Origin of the sequence: Azoarcus sp. CIB, assembly GCF_001190925.1 — a bacterium.
Classification (GTDB): Bacteria; Pseudomonadota; Gammaproteobacteria; order Burkholderiales; family Rhodocyclaceae; genus Aromatoleum.
Genome location: NZ_CP011072.1, coordinates 2,876,162 through 2,892,910, shown reverse-complemented (window position 1 = coordinate 2,892,910; position 16,749 = coordinate 2,876,162). Strand labels below are relative to the sequence as shown.

18 protein-coding genes are annotated in these 16,749 nt (G+C 66.6%); 1 reads left to right on the top strand and 17 read right to left on the bottom strand.

The genetic code is table 11. The annotated features are described in order from the left end of the window. Positions 1 to 11: 11 nt before the first annotated feature. Both AzCIB_RS12765 and AzCIB_RS12760 read right to left on the bottom strand, forming a co-directional pair. Complete coding sequence (locus AzCIB_RS12765) at positions 12 to 431, bottom strand: TIGR03757 family integrating conjugative element protein (RefSeq protein ID WP_050416239.1); 420 nt, start codon at positions 429 to 431, stop codon at positions 12 to 14. Continuing rightward, positions 428 to 1,246, bottom strand: coding sequence for a DsbC family protein (locus AzCIB_RS12760; RefSeq protein ID WP_050416238.1), 819 nt, complete (start codon positions 1,244 to 1,246; stop codon positions 428 to 430). Before AzCIB_RS12760 ends, AzCIB_RS12765 begins: the two co-directional genes overlap by 4 nt. Positions 1,247 to 1,278: 32 nt before the next feature. Between AzCIB_RS12760 and AzCIB_RS12755 the strand changes: the two genes are divergently transcribed. Then, a complete protein-coding gene (locus tag AzCIB_RS12755) occupies positions 1,279 to 1,587 on the top strand; it encodes a hypothetical protein (RefSeq protein ID WP_050416237.1) in 309 nt (102 codons plus the stop codon). A gap of 14 nt (positions 1,588 to 1,601) precedes the next feature. On the opposite strand, the gene AzCIB_RS12750 is transcribed toward AzCIB_RS12755, so the two are convergent. From AzCIB_RS12750 to traD, 15 genes are all read right to left on the bottom strand, one after another. Then, positions 1,602 to 3,191: a conjugal transfer protein TraG N-terminal domain-containing protein gene (locus AzCIB_RS12750; RefSeq protein ID WP_050416236.1), complete on the bottom strand. Its 1,590-nt coding sequence runs from the start codon at positions 3,189 to 3,191 to the stop codon at positions 1,602 to 1,604. 11 nt (positions 3,192 to 3,202) lie between these two features. Beyond that, complete coding sequence (locus tag AzCIB_RS24455; RefSeq protein WP_050416235.1) at positions 3,203 to 3,514, bottom strand: hypothetical protein; 312 nt, start codon at positions 3,512 to 3,514, stop codon at positions 3,203 to 3,205. Between the two features lie 62 nt (positions 3,515 to 3,576). Then, positions 3,577 to 4,896, bottom strand: a complete 1,320-nt coding sequence (locus AzCIB_RS12740) for an integrating conjugative element protein (protein WP_050416234.1) — start codon at positions 4,894 to 4,896, stop codon at positions 3,577 to 3,579. After that, a complete protein-coding gene (locus AzCIB_RS24450) occupies positions 4,893 to 5,432 on the bottom strand; it encodes a hypothetical protein (protein WP_198149530.1) in 540 nt (179 codons plus the stop codon). Before AzCIB_RS24450 ends, AzCIB_RS12740 begins: the two co-directional genes overlap by 4 nt. Then, positions 5,429 to 8,278: a conjugative transfer ATPase gene (locus AzCIB_RS12730; protein ID WP_050416232.1), complete on the bottom strand. Its 2,850-nt coding sequence runs from the start codon at positions 8,276 to 8,278 to the stop codon at positions 5,429 to 5,431. Before AzCIB_RS12730 ends, AzCIB_RS24450 begins: the two co-directional genes overlap by 4 nt. 13 nt (positions 8,279 to 8,291) lie before the next feature. Continuing rightward, the gene (locus AzCIB_RS12725; RefSeq protein WP_050416231.1) at positions 8,292 to 8,801 is read right to left on the bottom strand and encodes a TIGR03751 family conjugal transfer lipoprotein; all 510 of its coding nucleotides are present in this window, start codon (positions 8,799 to 8,801) and stop codon (positions 8,292 to 8,294) included. Further along, positions 8,788 to 10,242: a TIGR03752 family integrating conjugative element protein gene (locus tag AzCIB_RS12720; RefSeq protein ID WP_050416230.1), complete on the bottom strand. Its 1,455-nt coding sequence runs from the start codon at positions 10,240 to 10,242 to the stop codon at positions 8,788 to 8,790. Before AzCIB_RS12720 ends, AzCIB_RS12725 begins: the two co-directional genes overlap by 14 nt. 10 nt (positions 10,243 to 10,252) lie before the next feature. Beyond that, positions 10,253 to 11,305, bottom strand: a complete 1,053-nt coding sequence (locus AzCIB_RS12715) for a TIGR03749 family integrating conjugative element protein (RefSeq protein ID WP_083447007.1) — start codon at positions 11,303 to 11,305, stop codon at positions 10,253 to 10,255. Further along, a complete protein-coding gene (locus tag AzCIB_RS12710; RefSeq protein WP_083447006.1) occupies positions 11,302 to 12,075 on the bottom strand; it encodes a PFL_4703 family integrating conjugative element protein in 774 nt (257 codons plus the stop codon). Before AzCIB_RS12710 ends, AzCIB_RS12715 begins: the two co-directional genes overlap by 4 nt. Before the next feature lie 15 nt (positions 12,076 to 12,090). After that, the gene (locus AzCIB_RS12705) at positions 12,091 to 12,525 is read right to left on the bottom strand and encodes a TIGR03750 family conjugal transfer protein (RefSeq protein ID WP_050416228.1); all 435 of its coding nucleotides are present in this window, start codon (positions 12,523 to 12,525) and stop codon (positions 12,091 to 12,093) included. Between the two features lie 8 nt (positions 12,526 to 12,533). Next, entirely contained in the window at positions 12,534 to 12,971 is a 438-nt protein-coding gene (locus AzCIB_RS12700; RefSeq protein ID WP_198149529.1) for a TIGR03745 family integrating conjugative element membrane protein, read from the bottom strand. An 81-nt stretch (positions 12,972 to 13,052) separates the two neighbouring features. Further along, entirely contained in the window at positions 13,053 to 13,283 is a 231-nt protein-coding gene (locus AzCIB_RS12695; RefSeq protein ID WP_050416227.1) for a DUF3262 family protein, read from the bottom strand. A 16-nt stretch (positions 13,284 to 13,299) separates the two neighbouring features. Continuing rightward, on the bottom strand, positions 13,300 to 13,596 hold the full coding sequence (locus AzCIB_RS12690; RefSeq protein WP_050416226.1) for an integrative conjugative element protein, RAQPRD family: 297 nt from the start codon (positions 13,594 to 13,596) through the stop codon (positions 13,300 to 13,302). A 17-nt stretch (positions 13,597 to 13,613) separates the two neighbouring features. Beyond that, positions 13,614 to 14,384 carry a TIGR03747 family integrating conjugative element membrane protein gene (locus AzCIB_RS12685; RefSeq protein ID WP_083447004.1) on the bottom strand — a complete coding sequence of 257 codons (771 nt, stop codon included), beginning with the start codon at positions 14,382 to 14,384 and terminating at the stop codon, positions 13,614 to 13,616. Then, entirely contained in the window at positions 14,381 to 16,594 is a 2,214-nt protein-coding gene (gene traD / locus AzCIB_RS12680; RefSeq protein WP_083447003.1) for a type IV conjugative transfer system coupling protein TraD, read from the bottom strand. The genes AzCIB_RS12685 and traD overlap by 4 nt, the downstream gene beginning before the upstream one ends. Positions 16,595 to 16,749 lie beyond the last annotated feature (155 nt).

The window sequence follows — 16,749 nt, the reverse complement described above, 5'->3', positions numbered from 1 at the left end:
GCCGCTTCCTCCTACCGGCCGCGCCGGGCACGCCATGTCTGGTAGATGGCGCGGGCCTGATCCACGTCCTCCACGCCGTAAACCACGGCCGCCCCATCGAAGACGATCGCCGGCACCTTGATGAGCCGGTACTGCATGGCCGCGGCCAGGCCCTGTGTGCTGATCCCGATCGCCCGGCGGTCGGCCTCGGTGAGCGCCTCGAAGCGGCGCCTGGCGATCGCTTCGGCCCGAGCGGGGTCGGGGGGTAGCCCGGCGGACAGGGCGGCATTAATTCGTTCCATGCCGTCAACGTGATACACCGTCGCCGTTCCCGTGCCGCGCACGTGCTGGGTGCCGAGCAGGAAGACCTCGACCCGCTCCTGAGCCTGGACGGGCGGAAGGGCGGCGGCGCAGGCCAGTGACGCGACGAGCCGCCGCATCGTCGTGTTCACCTGCTTGCTTTCCCGGCAGTGCGCGTCAGGGCTTCCTCGAGCTCGGGGCCGGGGATCGCCCCGACCACCCGGCGCCCGTCGGCCAGCACGAGGGTGGGCGTGTTGCGGATACCACGGCTACGCCCGAACTCGACGATCCGCCCGACCCGCTCCATGGCCGGCTCGCAGTGGGGCTCGATCTGCCGTGGCGCCGGCGCGCCTTCCATGTAGGCCTGCCATTGACCGGCCTGTTGACCGCCCGTGCCGCACCAGGCGGCCACCGCTGCGGGAATCGATTCGGGGGAGACAACGGGGTACGTGAAGGTGTAGATCGTCACATTGTCGAGTGCGGCGAGCGTAGGCTGCAGCGACCGGCACGCAGGGCAAGCCGGATCCTCGAACACGGCGAGCCGCCGCGAGCCGTTCCCGCGCACCGTCTTGATCGCAAGGTCGAGCGGCAGATCGGCGAAGGGGATTGCCGCGAGCGCTTCGAGCCTCGCCTGCGTGAGGTCGCGGCGATCAACCATGTCCACCAGGCGACCCTCCACGAAGGCGTAGCGCCCGGTCGCGTCCACATAGAAGACGTCCGTTCCATTGACGATCTCGTAGATGCCGGAAACTGGCGTGGGGGCCACCGAGTCGGGCCGGACCTGTCCGGCGGTGTTGCGCGTGACGGCGGCCTTGATGTCGTCGGACGCCTTGATCGGATCGGCCGTGGCGATGCCGAGGGAGAAGGACAGGAGGATCGCGCCCGCCACATGGCTTACAGCGCGGTACATCTTCGAGGTGTACGTACCGGGTCGGGCGGCGTATTTTTCAGAGTGGGTGATTGTCATTGGTACATTCCTCACCTGTGTAGGAGGCACGTATGAAGCCAATTGCGAACTTGATCCGTACGACGTTCGTTTGCGCGTTTGCCCTCCTGGCGGGCATGGCGAAGCTGTTGGCTTTCTTCCTGACGACAGGGCGTGACGAGTATGCAGAGAGCCATGAACGCAGCGCTGACGCGTTCGGACGTCACGACATTGCGCCGTTCGACTACGGACCTTTTGGGGGCCTGGACATTACCGAGGGGGCTTACACCGGTTACACGGTGCATGGTCGCGAACCGGTCTCTGTCGGTCGCAACGGGGAGAGAGTCGGCGCATATTCCGGTGACCCGATCGTCCATTTCTGAGTCTGACGCCATCATCATCGTCCCCGCCGGAGTGTGTGCCCGACGCCACCGACAAAGCGGGTGGCGATATTTGCTCCGGATTGGCCCGCCGCCATCCCCGCGGTGATTGCACTGTGCTTCATGGCATCGATGCCATGCACTACGTGCAGGCTCGCCCATCCCATCATCCCGCTCCAGATCAGGGGTAGGCCGAGATAAAGGCCGATGAGCAGCGTATTCAAGGTGCTACGCTTGAGCGCCGCGTCGAACTCCAGGTGCAGGACGTTCAGCAGCAGGTGCTCGGCGTCCGGGTACATCGCGATCCACAGGTGTTCGTCGATCCACATCGCGATGTACCAGAGGACCGCCCAAAGCTTGACCGTGAAGATGGCAAGCGCGCCCAGGAACATGATCTGAAGGCTGTAGCGCCCGAAGACCAGGATCAGGGGCAGGAACATGTAGATACCCATCAGGATCAGGGGCTGGGCCAGGGTTGCGAACTGGATGATGGGAAAGCGGGAAGCCTGGGTGTGGAGCGCCTTGTTCACCATCCCCGCCATTCCTGCGACGTCGGGTCCGGCTCCGAGTAAGGCCTGGTACCAGCGGCGATTGTCATCGGGGAGCATCGTCTCGGGCGCGAGCGCCGGATTTGACCGCCCCGTGGCGAGCCTTGCCAGTCCGTCCTCCCGCTTCTCGACGGCGACTGGGCTGAACACCAGCGCCACCTTCTCGGTCAGCGAGGTCGACATCGCCGCGAGATTGCCGACGCCCTTGACCAGCTTGGCTCGCACCCCGATCGCAGGATCCGCCCACCATTCGAGACAGGTGGGGCGCCCGTAGTCCGGGACTGCGGTGTTGGCATCCATATCCGCATCCTGGACGGCTTTGTCGAGAGCGAACCCCGGCACGCCGGCACGCGCATGCAGGGCCGGGTAGAGGTTCGGGTCGGCCTGAAAGGCGTGGCTTCCCATCCAGTCGGGATCCCCTTCGCCGTAGGCCTCCAGCGCGGCAGCCGCGGCAGGGGATGGCGGATTTTCGAGATAACGGGACCGGCCTGGCAGGTAGCATTCGTTGTAGAAGCGCTGCACCTCCGCGCGCAGGGTCGGATCCTCCACCGCGGCGGAGCGGGCGAATTCTTCCACTTCCCGGAGGCCGCTCAAGCCGCCCGAGATGCCGCCGCGCACCGCATCATTGAACCCGGCAGACAGGCCCATGACGGAAAACCACCAGGGGGGCAGCGCAAGGTTCTGCGGCACCGAGCTGAAGGCATCGTCGTAGGTGCTGTCCGAGCTCGTTCCGGTTGCAGTGGCGGGAGCCGGATTGAGCGCGGTCGCTGCGGGCGTGTGGCGGAGACTGACGTTTTGGAGGCTGGTGCCGACCGGCGTGAAGCAGAAGGCCATGACGAAGATGGCGGTCCAGAACTCGACCTCCATTTTCCTCACCATCCAGGCCGCATCGGCGCCTTCGACGGCGTTCATTTCGTGGGCGCGCAACCAGGTGCCGATGATGATGAAGAGGAAGGGGAGGAAGATGATGCCAGTGTCCACGAGGATGTCGCGAAAGATGCCCGCGAACGCCCAGCCGTACATGGTGGTGAAGAGCTCCAGGTAACTGTCGACGCTCACGGCAGGTCCTCCTACATGCTGTGGCCGAATGGAATTCCGAGCACCACGAGGAGCTCGATGAAGAGCAAGCCGATGCAGATCCGGTGGCGCGCGCCCAGGAAGGCCGCGCGGGCTTCGTTGGGCCAGTGCGCCGGCAAGCGCTGGGTGAGCCATGGCCAGGCCAGCCACAGGGCGCCGATCGCGAGGAGGTGTAATCCGGCCAGGTACGGTTTGATCCGCCCGACGACCTGATGCAGGACCTCCAGATCGTCGCGGAATCCGAGCGCAATCAGCGCTACCACGACGAAGGCGGCGAGCCCGACAATCGCCAGCAGTGCGGCCATGACCGAGCGGGCGAGAGGACGAGTGACGAGGCGTCGGCGTCGCGACGGCAACGGATGAACCGTCATTTCCTGACCCGCCCGTCGATCATGGGCCGCTGGTCGACCGGCTGCTGCACGGCATTCGCGGCCGAAGCGGCGCGCGCGGCGTGATAATTGTCCAGCAGGATGGTCGCCGTTTCGGAGATGATGCGTTTACGGACGTTGGCCTCGTAGAGCACGTCGTCGATGTGGCGATTCAGCTCGGCGAGCTTCGATTCGATCTGTGTATTGGCGGTCTTGTACACCTCGGGGATCATCCGTCCCGTCAGGAGCAGGTTCCTGATGATCAGTGCCTTGTCGACGGTCCTCGCTAGTGCCACGTCCTGGACCAGGCGCTGGCGCGCAATGCCTTGCTCGATGGCAGGAAGCTCGCGAATGGCGTCGGCGAGCTCGCGGGTCACGACGATACCGGGAGCGGACGCCGCCGCGAGATCCGTCCCGCGTGGCACGACGTTGGCAAATACGGCGTCGACTTGCCGTTGCACGACCGGGATTTCAAGCTCGAACTTCTGAATCAGGCCAAGGCCGGTCTTCGACTGAGGTACGGGGCAGGCATTTTCCTTGCAGGTACTTATCTCCACATCGCCAAGTACGTCCGTTCCGAAGGTGGCGGCGCTTCCCGGAGAGGGAAAGGTCTCTGTCAACTTGACGGCAGGATAGGCTGCAGCCGGCGTCTTGGGCGATTGCCCCATTGTGACGTTGAAGCCCCCGAATACTGTGTCATACACTATTCGGACAGGCTCCTGGGCGACTCCCCCGGCCTTTTCCCCTCCGATCCAACTGATGCCCTCATTCCCGGCACTGGCATTGACCTTGTCCTTCGCCACCACCACATCGCTGGTGACGGTCGCCTGCTGCTTCCAGGCCTCGCCCCGGGCCATGCGGATGAAATCCTCGTAGGGATCCTCGCCGGCCTTGATCTGGGCCTCCATCTCCTCGCAGCTCTTGGTGGCGATCTGGATTGCCACCTCGGCCTTCTTCGCGTAGGTCTGGAATAGCTCGTACAGTCCGGGCGATGCCCGCTGGAACAGGTACAGCGGCAACGCGGCGATGCCGGCCTGAACGGCGTTCGTGACCTGGGTGCCGAGTTGCGCGAACCGGTTCATGAGGTTCTGGAACGAAACCTCGAAGTCATAGGCTCCGCACGAGTAGTGGAGGCGGGCGACCCCCGACAGGGCGAGCTTATAGGGCACGCCGTGGGGGTTGGCCGCACGCGAAGCGGAATCGCCGCCTCCCAGTCGGTAGTAGAGGCCGGATCGGGTGCTCGGGATGTCCGCCGCCTGGAGGGCCGTGGCGGCGAGGCCAAGGAGGACGGCGGCGGCAATGCTTCGCATCGTCTTCATGGGTTCGTCCGTGAGGATTTGATGACACGGCCCGCGAGCTCGGCGGCTGTGCCCGAGAACCGGCCGTCGAGGATCTGGTCGACGGCGACGGGGTGGTGCCCGAGGCGACTTACGAACGGCGTCGCGTCCGCGGTATTGGCAACCGTCAGCGGCAGCTGGATGGCGGCCCATTCCAGCCACTGGAACAGGCGCTCGCCCAGGTGCTGGCGGGCTTTGTCGATGCCGGACACGAGGACCAGAGCCCGCCCGAAGAGCACGGTGTTGAGGTCTTCGTCCAAGTCGTCGCCGTCCACCTCGAGGCCGACGATGACCCCGGAAATGAGGCCTTGGCCGCTCGCCAGAAGGTGGATGTAGGCCACGTCGTCCGGCTCCGAGAGCGCCTTGGCGCGGGCCCACACGGCAAATGCGTCGTCGGGCACGCACTCCAGGAAGAGCAGCCGGTGGTGTCCGCGGGCTTCGGCCGTGACCCGATCGAGCTGCGCGGCTAGGATAAGGTCGGCGGCAAGGGGTTCGCGCGGATCCTGTGTGTCCATCACGCTGCCCTCTTCGCCGCGATCTCGCGGGAAATCGCGTAGGCCGCCTCGAGTTCGGTGCAGCCGGTGGCCTTCATGATGTCCAGGCGCCAGGCCTTCTCGTGCTTCTCCGTCATCGCGAGCGCGATGGCGAGCGGCGGGGGCACGTTCCTGAAGAGGGCCTGCATTTGCGGATTGAGGATCACCCCCTCGGTGTACTTCGGAGGCTCCTTGCGAGCGGACTCCATCAGCGCGCGCTGTTCGGGGGTTAAGGTACGGAAGCGGGCGACCTGCTCGATCTCGTCGCGGTCCATGGTGAGGAGCACCCAGTGCTCGCACATGTTGAGAATTCGGGAGGCCGATGCCGGAAAGTCCTGCATGTTCTGGGTGCCGAGCCAGTACCACGCGCCGAGCTTCCGCCACATCTTGGTAATCTTGACGGAGTAGACGTTCAGCAGATCATTGGCCGTGATGATGTGCCCTTCGTCGGTGAGGTTGATGATGGGGCGGTGGTCATACTGGGTCGCCTCGGCCAGCGCCTGGACATGGGTGATCAGGGACGTATAGGCGACCGCGAGGGCATCCTCATATCCCTCCTGCGCCAGCGTGCCCATCTCCACGATCGTCACGTCAGCATCCGGCCAGGTCGCGCCGTACCGGTTGAAGAGCCTTCCGCGCAGACCGTCGCAGAAGACCATCATGGCCTGGCCCATCTCCTCGGCCCGGTCGCGCCGCGAGGGCCCCAGATCCTCGTCGTCACGCATGGCCATCAGGGCGTGGGCGACGTCCTGCACCCGGGGATGCGGCTGGCCGCGGTCGCGGGCTTGGCGCGCGGCGGCCAGGATTCCCCGAGCGACCAGGTAGCGGTCCGCGCGACTCATCTTGCGCATCTCGCATTCCTCTCCGCCAGTAATCATCAGCGTCGTCGCGATGACCATCTCGCCCAGGATGTCGCGCTTGCCGGGGTCCGCACCTTCGTCATCGTCCTCGGGCGACGCGGGGAGCCCGTCGGGGTCCGAGTCCGGGAGCTCATCGTCACCCGGCGTCCGGAATGCCTCGTCGAGGGCCTTGATGCCTTCCTGATCGAAGAGCCGCGGGGCCATCGCGAAGGGTGGCAGGCTGACATGCGTATCGGGGGTGAGCTCGACCTGGTTGACGGTGAGCCCGTGGCGGCGCATGTGCTCGCCCAGGAGGCCGAAGGATTTCCCTGCGTCGATGATGAAGAAGCGTGGTCGGTAGATCGCCATCATCTGCATCGCGAGATAGCACAGGGTCGCCGACTTGCCGGCGCCGGTCGGACCCAGAGTGAGGAGATGGGCGTTCTTGTTGCGATCGTGCGGATTCAAGGGGTCGAACAGGAGGGGCTCGCCGCCGCGGTTCCACAGCCAGAAGCCGGGGTTGCCGGTGCCGCGGGCGCGCCCATAGAGGGGAAGCAGGGACGCGATCTGGGAAGCGAAGGCGAGGCGTGAGCGGCGCAGGTGGCGCGCGTCGAACCGGGGGTCGAAGCACATCGGGAGTGCACGCAGGAAGACGTCGCAGCCGTGGAGCTCGTCTACTGGCTGAATGAAGCGGAGCCCCGATGTGTGCAGGGCGGCGGTGAGGTCTGCCACCGTGCGCCCAAGCTGGGCGGTGTCGTCGCCCCGCACGAACAGCGTGAGGTACATCGGGTAGAGCTTATCGGTGCGCATGTTGTCGAGGACGGCCACCGCCTCGTCGTAGGTGTGAGCGGCTTCGAGGATATTTGCGCGCGAGGCGCTCTTGATGGTTTCGATGCGACCGGTCATCGTGTCCTGCGGGCAGATCACGACGGTCGCCGAGAGCATCGTGCCTTCGGGAAAGCGGTCGAAGCGCGCGAAGAGCTTGCCGGCATGATCGCGCTCGGCGGTGAAGTGGCCGATCTCGGGGAGCTTGCGCATCGACTGCAGTGCCAGCGCCCGCACGGGCCGGCCGTCGAAAAACCACAGACCGGCCGTCGGATCCGACTTCGGCGCAGCGAGGAAGAGCAACTCCCCAAGATCGAGGTCGTCTGGCGCCTCGTCGGGTTGCGGGTACGGACACAGCCGGAGGAGGTCACCGACGGTTTTGGCGAAGTCGGGTTTCGGGTTGAAGAACGGCAACAGCCACGAGTAGAAGTCCGCGGCGTTCATCGGCCGGGCATGGATGCCGGTCTGCGCCAGGCCGGCGATGAGCCCGCGCGCCGTCTGCTGCAGCGTCTCGACGGGATCGAGGAGCTCCCGGGAGAAGTCGAAGCGCGGCGGGAATCGGCGATAGATGGCGCAACGCACGCGGCGGATCTGGCCGCGCCACCGGTTGCCCGACACCCCCTCATCGAGGAAGAGGCCCTCGGGCCGGGCTACGAGCGACAGATGCTCTGCCATCTCGGCGAGGAAGTGGCGCGTGAAGTCACTCGCGAGAATCTGCTGTGCCCGCTCGGGTGCCTTGGCATGCACCGAGACGATGTAGTCGCGAATGCGTTCGATCTGCCACGAGAGATCCGTGTCGTCGTTGCAGAAGAACTGGACGATCCACGGGGCTTCGTCGTATTCGGGCAGGGCCTGGAGCGCCGCCTGGACCTCCGCGCAGCGCGCCTTGAGATACTGATCGGCGCAGGCCTCGCTCGGCATCGGATCGAGCTCGTAGAGCAGAGCGCGCGAGACGCCGTCCTCGAGGAGGAAGGTGCCCGTCTTCTCGTCGAAGTCCCGCCAGGGCAGCAGGTCGGTGATGCTGGGTGGGCGGGAGGCGAGGTGCTGGCGCTCCCGCACCGGGAGGGGGTTCCTTGGCACGGCGGGCTCGCGTCGCGAGACCTCCGTGTCGGCAGGGGCGGCCCCGGCGGTTGGCGCGAGCCCCAGCATGCGAATCAATCCGAGCATGGCCGACGCTCCTTCAGGGTTGGGCCACCCGGCTGGCGCCGGAATCGTGCGCCGGCGGGACGCTTGGGGCGGGAGTTGACGTCGAAGCGGACGCGGGAGCGGGCGCGAGCACCGGCCGCAGTGCGTCCGCCTCGCCTGGGACCAGGTACTCGACCCGCTCGTACATCGGAAACGCCGTCACGTATCCCGGTGCCGGGTACTTCCCTCGGGACAGGTGGGGAAACACGACCATGATGAGATCCGGGTTGGGCAGCCGGGCGAAGCGGCGCTCGAGCTGGAGCATCGCCGGCTCCATGACGGGGCCGGGCAAGACTTCGGTGGCGGGCCGCAGCGGGAGGGCTTCGCGGGCCCGGATGCGCTCGTACTCGGAGGTACGCTGGCGGTAGATCTCCTCGACGGTGGGTCCGTCGTCCGGCAAGGGCGACTTGCGGGGGCCTGCGACGCTGCAGGCGGCGAGGGCGAGGGCCGCGACCGTGGCAGCTGCGATGAGACGTGCGAACCGCGGAAAATCAGTCCAGTCCATAATAACTACCTCGCAGATGGGAAGTCGTGGTTGCCGGGGCGTCGAGACGCCCGTAGTCGATTCGCCGCGCGTCGGGCGCCTTGTCGATCTGGATCTCGGTGTCGATGTGCACGTCCACCTCGCCCCCGGCGCGTACGACGACCGCATCGAAACTGTCGGCGAGCCGGCGCATCAGCCAGTTCGTCACCTCGTCGGTGCCGGCGCTCGCCATCTGCCCGAGGATGTAGGTGCCCTTGCTCCCGGTGACCCGGCTGGAGGTTGTGCCGAAGACGTTCTCCGTGGTGGTGGTCTGGGCCGCGGCCGCCGCCTGGCCCGCGATCGACAGGCTCCGCAGGCCAATGGTGTCGGCGAGGACGGCCGGGGCATTGGTCACGAACTGCCCGGGGATGCATGGGTTGCCGTGGCGGTCGGAGATCCAGCCGAGCTTCGGCGCCGCGGCGAGTGAAGGCTTGCCGCCGGCTGCCCCACCGCTTGCGCCGTACAACGGGGTCGTTCCGTCGCGGCGACGGCTGACTGTCTGAATGCTTCCGTCGTTGAAGACGAAGGTCATGGACTGGATGAGGCCCTCGGCGCAGGAGAGCGTCATGTCGCCGATGGCAACGCCCGAAACGACGATGCCGGCCAGGTTGCGGGGAAGGTAATGACCGTTGGCGGCCAGGTTCTCAGGCCCAAGCAGAAGCTTGAACTGCATCGGATCGGTCACTTTGCCATCCACCGGAACGCGGCCGATGATCGCGGTCATATTGGCGACGCCTGTCAGGGTCGCGTTCTCCGGGATCGTGTAGAAGGGCGTGGGGGCGGGGGCGGCCGTTCGGGCCGGGGCGCGCGCCGTACGGCGGGCGGGCGGCGCCGCTTCGGCGATGGTGACCTTGCGCACGACGCCTTGCCTTCCGTCGGCGCCCTTGCCCATCTCGTAGCCCAGCGGCAGGACGCGGGTCGGTGCAGCGTTCCCGGCCATCGCTACCGCATCCGGTTTCGCCTTGTCGAAGCCGAAGCCGGCAGGGAGGTTGCCTGCGCCGATCGCTGATCCCAGCACACCGCTCGATGCCTGTGAGTCGGCCGCGGCGGCCTGTTGGCGCTTGAGGGCGTCCATTTCGGTTGTCATTTCGGTACGCAACTCACGGCGAAGCTGCTCACGGATGCGATCCTCGCTACGCTGGTGGCGATCGTTCTGCTCCAGCAGGCGCCGGTTTTCGGCGATCAGGGACTGCACCTGATCGTTCAACTCGGTGTAGCCCGCGACCACGGTCTTGAGGGTTTCCTGCGGCGTATCGGCGTCGGCCCCCTTGGCGGTGGGAGGCAGGGGTACTTCCGGCACTGCGTTCAGGGGCGGCCCCGGCTCGACGCCCGGCGTCTCGCTCTGCCGATAGAGGATGTAGCCCGTCACGATGAGGGCAATCACGGCGAGGAAGGGGACCAGCCTGTTCTGGACAATCTGCATGGCGAGCCTCCTAGCGCCACAGCGGCACGGCCGTAAACGGCCGGTCGGAGACGAGGTAGACGGCGGTCGTGTCGGCCTCGGAGCCATGGGGCAGGAGATGCCAGTGCTGGGGTGTTGCGGCGATCCACTGCCCGCGCAGCCACCGCGTGTCCAGCTCGAGGTCGATGGCGCGTCCGGTGCGGTTGGTAAAGCGCACGGCGGTCACGTACAGCGACCCGCTCGACCACGCCCCCAAGGGCGCCGTTTCGATCTCTCCTCCCCGGTAGAGGCCGGCCACGGGGGACCGATCAACCGGTTCCTGGCGTACACCCGGCTGCGTGGGGAGCAGGCGGGCCGGCGCATACAGCATCTGCGCCGCGTAGCGAGTGAGCTGGATCATGTCGACCGCCGGCTCGTCGTTCCGCCGGGTTTCGGCAAGCTCGTTACTCTCTGCGGCATCACCAGGCAGATGGACGCGGAGCATCGGCGGGACCTGGACGCCTTCGACCGACTCGATATCGAGCGGAACCGTCGCGCCGCCGTCGATTGCCTGCGCATACAGCCGGGCGCGCGGGAAGGGTCCGTTCGCTGTCAGATAAGCGGTGTCCTCGATAATCTGGACCTCGAGCAGACCCTGCAGGCTAGCGGGCACATCCATCAATGCGACGAACGGGAGCTGCAGCAGGCGCTCCCGCCCTGGGCTCAGGAGCACCCGGACGGGAAGGCGCTCGAACAGCACATGCTGGGTGCGGCCGACATTAGTTTGGCGGTCGTCGGGGCGATCGGGTGACCGCAGCGGCGCCTGCGTTTCCGGGGGCGATAGAGGATTTGCAGGCTTCCCGGCGGCTGAGCCGTGAGACTGGGGTGCGGGTGCAGGAGCGGGCTTGGGGGCCGGCTCTGGGGGGAGGGTGCCGAGATCCATGGTCGTCGTGCCGGCGGGATGCCAGGTTGGCGCAGTCCCCGTTCCGACAGGCCCGGGCGACAGGCCAACCGGGGAGGGCGCCTTGGCTTCGGGCTCCTGCGCAGAGGCAGAAGCAAGAACGCCGAGGCAAACAAGCGCGGTGGCGGCGCGAATGGCGATCATGACTCCTCCTCCTTCGTGTCCGGGAGCCGCGGCGGCACGGCCTGCGGCAGGTCTGAACCAGTAGTGGTGGGAGACGGTGCCGCGGACGGAGGCAGCGGCGCCGCCGGCGCCGGCTGGGCGGCGATCGGCGCCTCCAGGGCCTGCGGGTCGATCCGTTCGGGATGGCGGCGGGCGAAGCAGTTCAGGGCGAGGCCCCAGGGGTTGCGCTCCCGGTCGACGTCGTAGCGCACCACGTGCAGGGGATAGCGGATGAAGGTGTCCTTCACGGGCATCCCCCTGGAGGTCTCGAGGATCTGGGCATCGAGGAGCACCGTCCATCCACCGTTGCCGTGCGCCGTCACCCGGTTCGCAGTGAAGCCGTACCCGGGAATCTCCAGGAGGGCGCGGGTGCGCTGGATCAGCTCCGCATCGCCGGACTTGACGCTGACGTCCTTGAGGAGTTGCTCGCGGCAGGACGGCGTCAGGTAGTTCTGGAGCGCGTAGATCTGCGCGACGTAGTCCTTGGAGCCATCCTTGGCCCAGCGGTTGAGCTGCTGCCAGATGAGGTAGCCGAAGGCATAGACGTTCGGAGGCGGCACCTCCGGAGCACGTCCCGCCTGAATGGTGGCCCCGCGGGAGAGGTCTGGCGGGATATGCACGGTGAAATCCGTCTGCCTCACGAACCGGTCGGCCACCGCGATCAGCACGATGACCAGCGCGACGAGGATGGCCCAGGACTGGAGGCGAATCGTCGCGCGGGCGTTTGCGAGGTTGTCGGTGTAGGCAGGCATGGCAATGCTCCGGGCTCAGCACAACGGGTTCCGGCGTTTCGCCACCTGAGGGGGCACGAGTGTGCGGCCGAGGTCCCAGGCGCCCGCGTGCGAAACAAGATGAGAGCGGATGAGGCCGAGGCGCGACGCGCGACGCTTGAGCAGCTGAACGTAGTAGTGATCGGGGCGATTGCGCTTCATCGTGGCGAGGTAACCCGCCGCGACCCAGACCGTGGCGATGGGGCCAGTGGCGATGATGAGGACGGCTACCGGAAAGTGCTGCAGGGCCAGGCCCACCACGCCGCCCACCGGGAACCACAGCAGGAAGGCCAGCCCGATGACCCACTTGGACTCGGTGTACGAGAGCCCCTTGATGATCGCGGGCTCCGCGTTCACGCGGTCCGGCAGCGGCGCGTGACCCGGTCCGAAGGAGGTTTCCGGCGGCGATGCCAGGGGGCTGGAGGAGTCCATGGCGACGCCTAGGCGATGATGGTGGCCGCCTCGTTGAGGAGGTAGACCATGAGCACCAGCACCACGGCGCCGACGACGGCCAGCACGCCCAAGTCCCCGAGTTCGGCCCGGCCCATGCGGTACTCGTTGAATTTCGCGATGCCGCCGGCCGCGACCGCGATGAAGCCCAGCGTGGCGATGATGAGACCCAGGACGAGCAGGCCGTTCTTGAAATACTGCTTGCCGATCTCGATGTAGTCCCCCGAAGCGGCACCGTCCGCGGCGACGGCCGTCGGCAACTCGGCCAAGGCCGGTTCGGCGACAAAGACCGAGGCGAGGACGGCGAGGCCAAGCAAAGCGATGCGGGCGGTGGCTTTCGCCCAGCACCGCTGGGGAAGCATGGGGGCTGTCGTCATGTGACGATCCGCGGCGTTCGCTGCGCCCGAAGGTTGGATAAGGAGTTTCATGGTTTCCTCCGTGAGGTGGTGAGGCGCCGCAACGTGGAACGCCGGCAGGCCTGCGGCCCGGCCTGCCGAGGCGGTCGCGATCTAGCTGAGCAGATAGATCAGCAGCAGAACGATGATCAGCACACGCAGCTTGTAGAACAGGAGCATCGGCAGGCGGCGCGGGTCGTCGAGGCCTTCGATCCCGAGTCTGCGCACCATGTCGGCGGCCCAGAGAACGACCACGGCGCCGACGAGCAGGGCGAAGAAGAGCCCGATGTAGCTGGGTTGGTAGCCGGCGGCGGCGGCGAAGGCGGCGGACTGTTGGGGCGACATGCCGGTACCTCCGGGCTCAGCGCCGGTAGTCGCCCTTTAGCGGTTCGATCGGGCGGGGATGGCGTGGTGCGTCGAGGTGATCCGCAATACCCGCACGGATGAGATCGAGGTCGCGGGCGAGCTCGTCGTACTGAAAATGGATGCGGGCAATGGAGGGGGCATCTGCCTTCGCTGCGCGAACCTCGGAGCTGAGAAGTGCGAGCTCATGTTCCAGGCGTGCGAGGTTCTCGCGCTCGCGGTCGGTGTCGGCAGCCACCGGCAAGGTGGTAGCTGCGACGAGGGCGGCGATGGTGAAGCGGAGCAGCAATGGCATGACGGACTCCTTGGTTGCTACAGGTACTTCTTGAACGTGCTGGCGGTGGTCGAGAGGGCCGCGGCCACCAGGGTTGCGAAGATCAGGACGAGGTACGCGGGATTGAATCCGCCAAAAGGCCACGCGAGATAGGCGGTGAAACCGGCAGTGAGGAACCACCACGTGAAGCGCTTCGTGTGGTGGTAGACGTAGGAGGACTCCCGGCCACCGGTCCACCTGCGCAGGTCGCGACGGACCAGGCCATCGATCAGGCCGATGAAGATGGCCATCGCGAAGGCCGGCAGCGCATAGAAGGCGATCGCCAGGCGGATGGCGGTGTCCTGGGCCACGTAGTAGGCGGTCTCGACGGCGCGCCCGACTTCCTTGACGATGCAGCGTACGGCGCGCGCGTGGGGATTCGCCACCGCGTCGGGCTCAATGGCAGTCGTACGGGCGATGAAGGCGGGGGCGCCCAGCGAATGGAACGGACGCGCGACGAGCTCGGCGAAGTCGCGCGCAAAGGCGACGGTGTCGTCGACCATGAGCGACCGGGGATAGCCCTGGAGGTAGCCGAAGTCCTCCTCCACGGCGGCTATGGCGCGTTCGACGCCGCGGCCCTTCCAGAAGGTGTGATCGCCTAGGATGGTAAGGGCAGTCCCGAAGATCCAGGAGCTCAGGGTGGAAAAGGCGAGGCCGATCACAACGCTCGCCAGGGCAGCAATGGGGCCGCGGGACCGGCCCGCCGGTGTGGCCGATGCCTGGGGCGCCGGGGGACGGGCGGATCCTGCGGACGACGCGGCGGTGCTCACTGGACTGCCCTCCTGTCGCTACGCGACATCCTCCCCGAGGGAGGGGGAGCGCCCCCTTCGGGCGGCCGGGCGGGGGTGCTCACTGCCGCCTCCCCGGCGTCATCGTCCGAGGTGTCGAAGCCCAGTGGCGCGACGAGCCCGACCGGCATGTCCTTCAACCAATCGGTCTGAGCGGCCCAGTGCTCGGCCGTCCGATACTTGGCCCGCATCTGGACTGCCACCTCGCGGAGCGACGGCGGAATGAAGCGATCGTTCGTGGCATCGGGCAGCGGAAAGCGCAGCTTGAAGAGGCGGTTGCCCTCCAGCAGGGCGAAGGCCTGTCCTTGCGGCAGGGCCATGATGTCAGCCGGGGATACCATCGGGACCCGCTGGGTGGTGAGGCGGTCCTCGTTGCGGGAGGTGAAGTCCGTCTCGGTCGACCCGTCGGTGTCGCTCACGCCGGTCACGACCATGAGGTGCTGCACGTCGACCTCAGGCAGCTGATTGCAGAAGAACTCCGCAGTGCCCGGATCCTTCACCCGCAGCATGATGATGTTGTTGAAGTTGCCCAGCACCTGACGGGCCTTGGCGGCGTCTCCGAGCTTCGCCTCGATGTCGGGAATGGTCTGGGTGTAGGCGGTGATGCTGAAGCCCGATCCGCCCAGCTTGTTCACCATCGGCACAAACTCCGGTCCAGCGATCTCGTTAACCTCGTCGAAGTGGCAGGCCACATCGGGCAGGATGATCTTGCCTTCGGGATGGTGGGGATCGAGGCCGGTCTTGTAGAGTTTGCCGCCAACGCTGACGAGATCGGCGAGCATCGAGTTCCCGACGGCCGCTGCGACCGTGGCGTCCGAGAGTGCGTCGAGACCGACATAGACGATGCCGTCCTGCCGGATGACCTGCATCCAGTCGAAGATCGGCCGGATATCGGTCGCGTCGAAATAGTCCGGCGAGATCAGCTTGCCGACGGGGCCGGTGGTGAGCTTCTCGAGGAAGGGGCCGAGCGAGGCCACGATCTTCTCGAAGAAGCTCCGCTCGTAGCGGACCGCGGTGGCGAGACCCTGGAGGACGGGATCGGGAAGCTGCAGATCCTTCAGCACGTGCACGAGGGCGATCAGGCGGTCGCTGCGATCCTGCAGGGCGCGCGGAACAGTGATCTGGCGTTTCTCGATGCGGGTCTGTACTTCCTCGACAAGGATCTCCCAGTTCTCGGGGCCTTCCGTGCGCAACACGTGCGTCGCGTAGCGCAGGAAGAGCGGTTCGATGTCCGTGATGTCGCGCAGCAGCAGGTTGTAGGTGGGCACCTGCCCGAGGGCGACCTGGGCTTGGGCGACGAGATTCGTGAAGCGCCATGCGAATTCCTTGAAGGCCGCCGAGTTGCCGCTGGAGGGCAGGGGATTCGTCGTTCGGTTCGCGACCTCGGTGATTCGGGCGAAGTTGCCGATGCCGTTGTAACGGGCGGAGATTTCGGGGTAACCCAGGTGGAAGAGATAGAGGTGGTCGAGGCGCCCGGCGCGCGCAGCTTCGGCATGGACGCGCAGCATGAGGTCCGCGTCGCCCTTCGGGTCGATGACGATGACGACCTTCCCGTCGCGGATGTCCTGGGTGGCGAAGAGTTCCATTGCACGGGTCTTGCCGACGCGCGTCGTGCCGAGGACGACCAGGTGACCGGGGCGATGCTTCTGCCCGAGGGCGACGTGAGCCTCATTGGGCTCGACACCGTGCAGTACCGGCGTTCCGCCGAGATCGGCAGGCTCCGATAGCGGGTTCCACCAACGGGGGAGCGCGAGCGCCGCGGCAATCGGCTTGAGCGGTGTGGCGCCCATCGCGCGAAGCACCGCGCGCGTTGCGCGGATGCTTGCGCCTTCGACCAGGTAGGGCTGGGCCTGCGGGCGTGTGGCGTCCATGCGGCGCTGCGTGTGTTGTTGCCCCCAGGCGAAGCCTTCGCCCAGATACAGCTTGCCCGGAATGCGCGGCAGCTTGTGCGGCGCGATGGTCGTCGCCTTGTACCGGGTGAGACCGTACTGATAACGGCATACCCGCCAGGCCTGTCGGGCGCGCAGGGCGGCGAAGGCGAAGGCGAGGGCGGCGGTGCCCAGGCCGAGGTCCGGGGGCATCATCAGCGCCCACGGAGTGATGAGTGCGACGAGGCCGCAGCACGCCGCGGTCAGGGCACTCCAGATCTCGATGGGAGGGCGCAGCCACGCTTCGATGGTGCCATGGCTCATGTGCGATTCCCCAAGAAGAGCGCACAACCATGGTCCATCGGCAGGGAGGAGGCCGTTGAAGAGGACCATGGTTGTGCTGAAGCCGCCGTTGCAGCGGTCAAGGACCCGCAAGAACTGCGAGGGGAGGGAGACAACAAGGCAATGTGGATGGGATA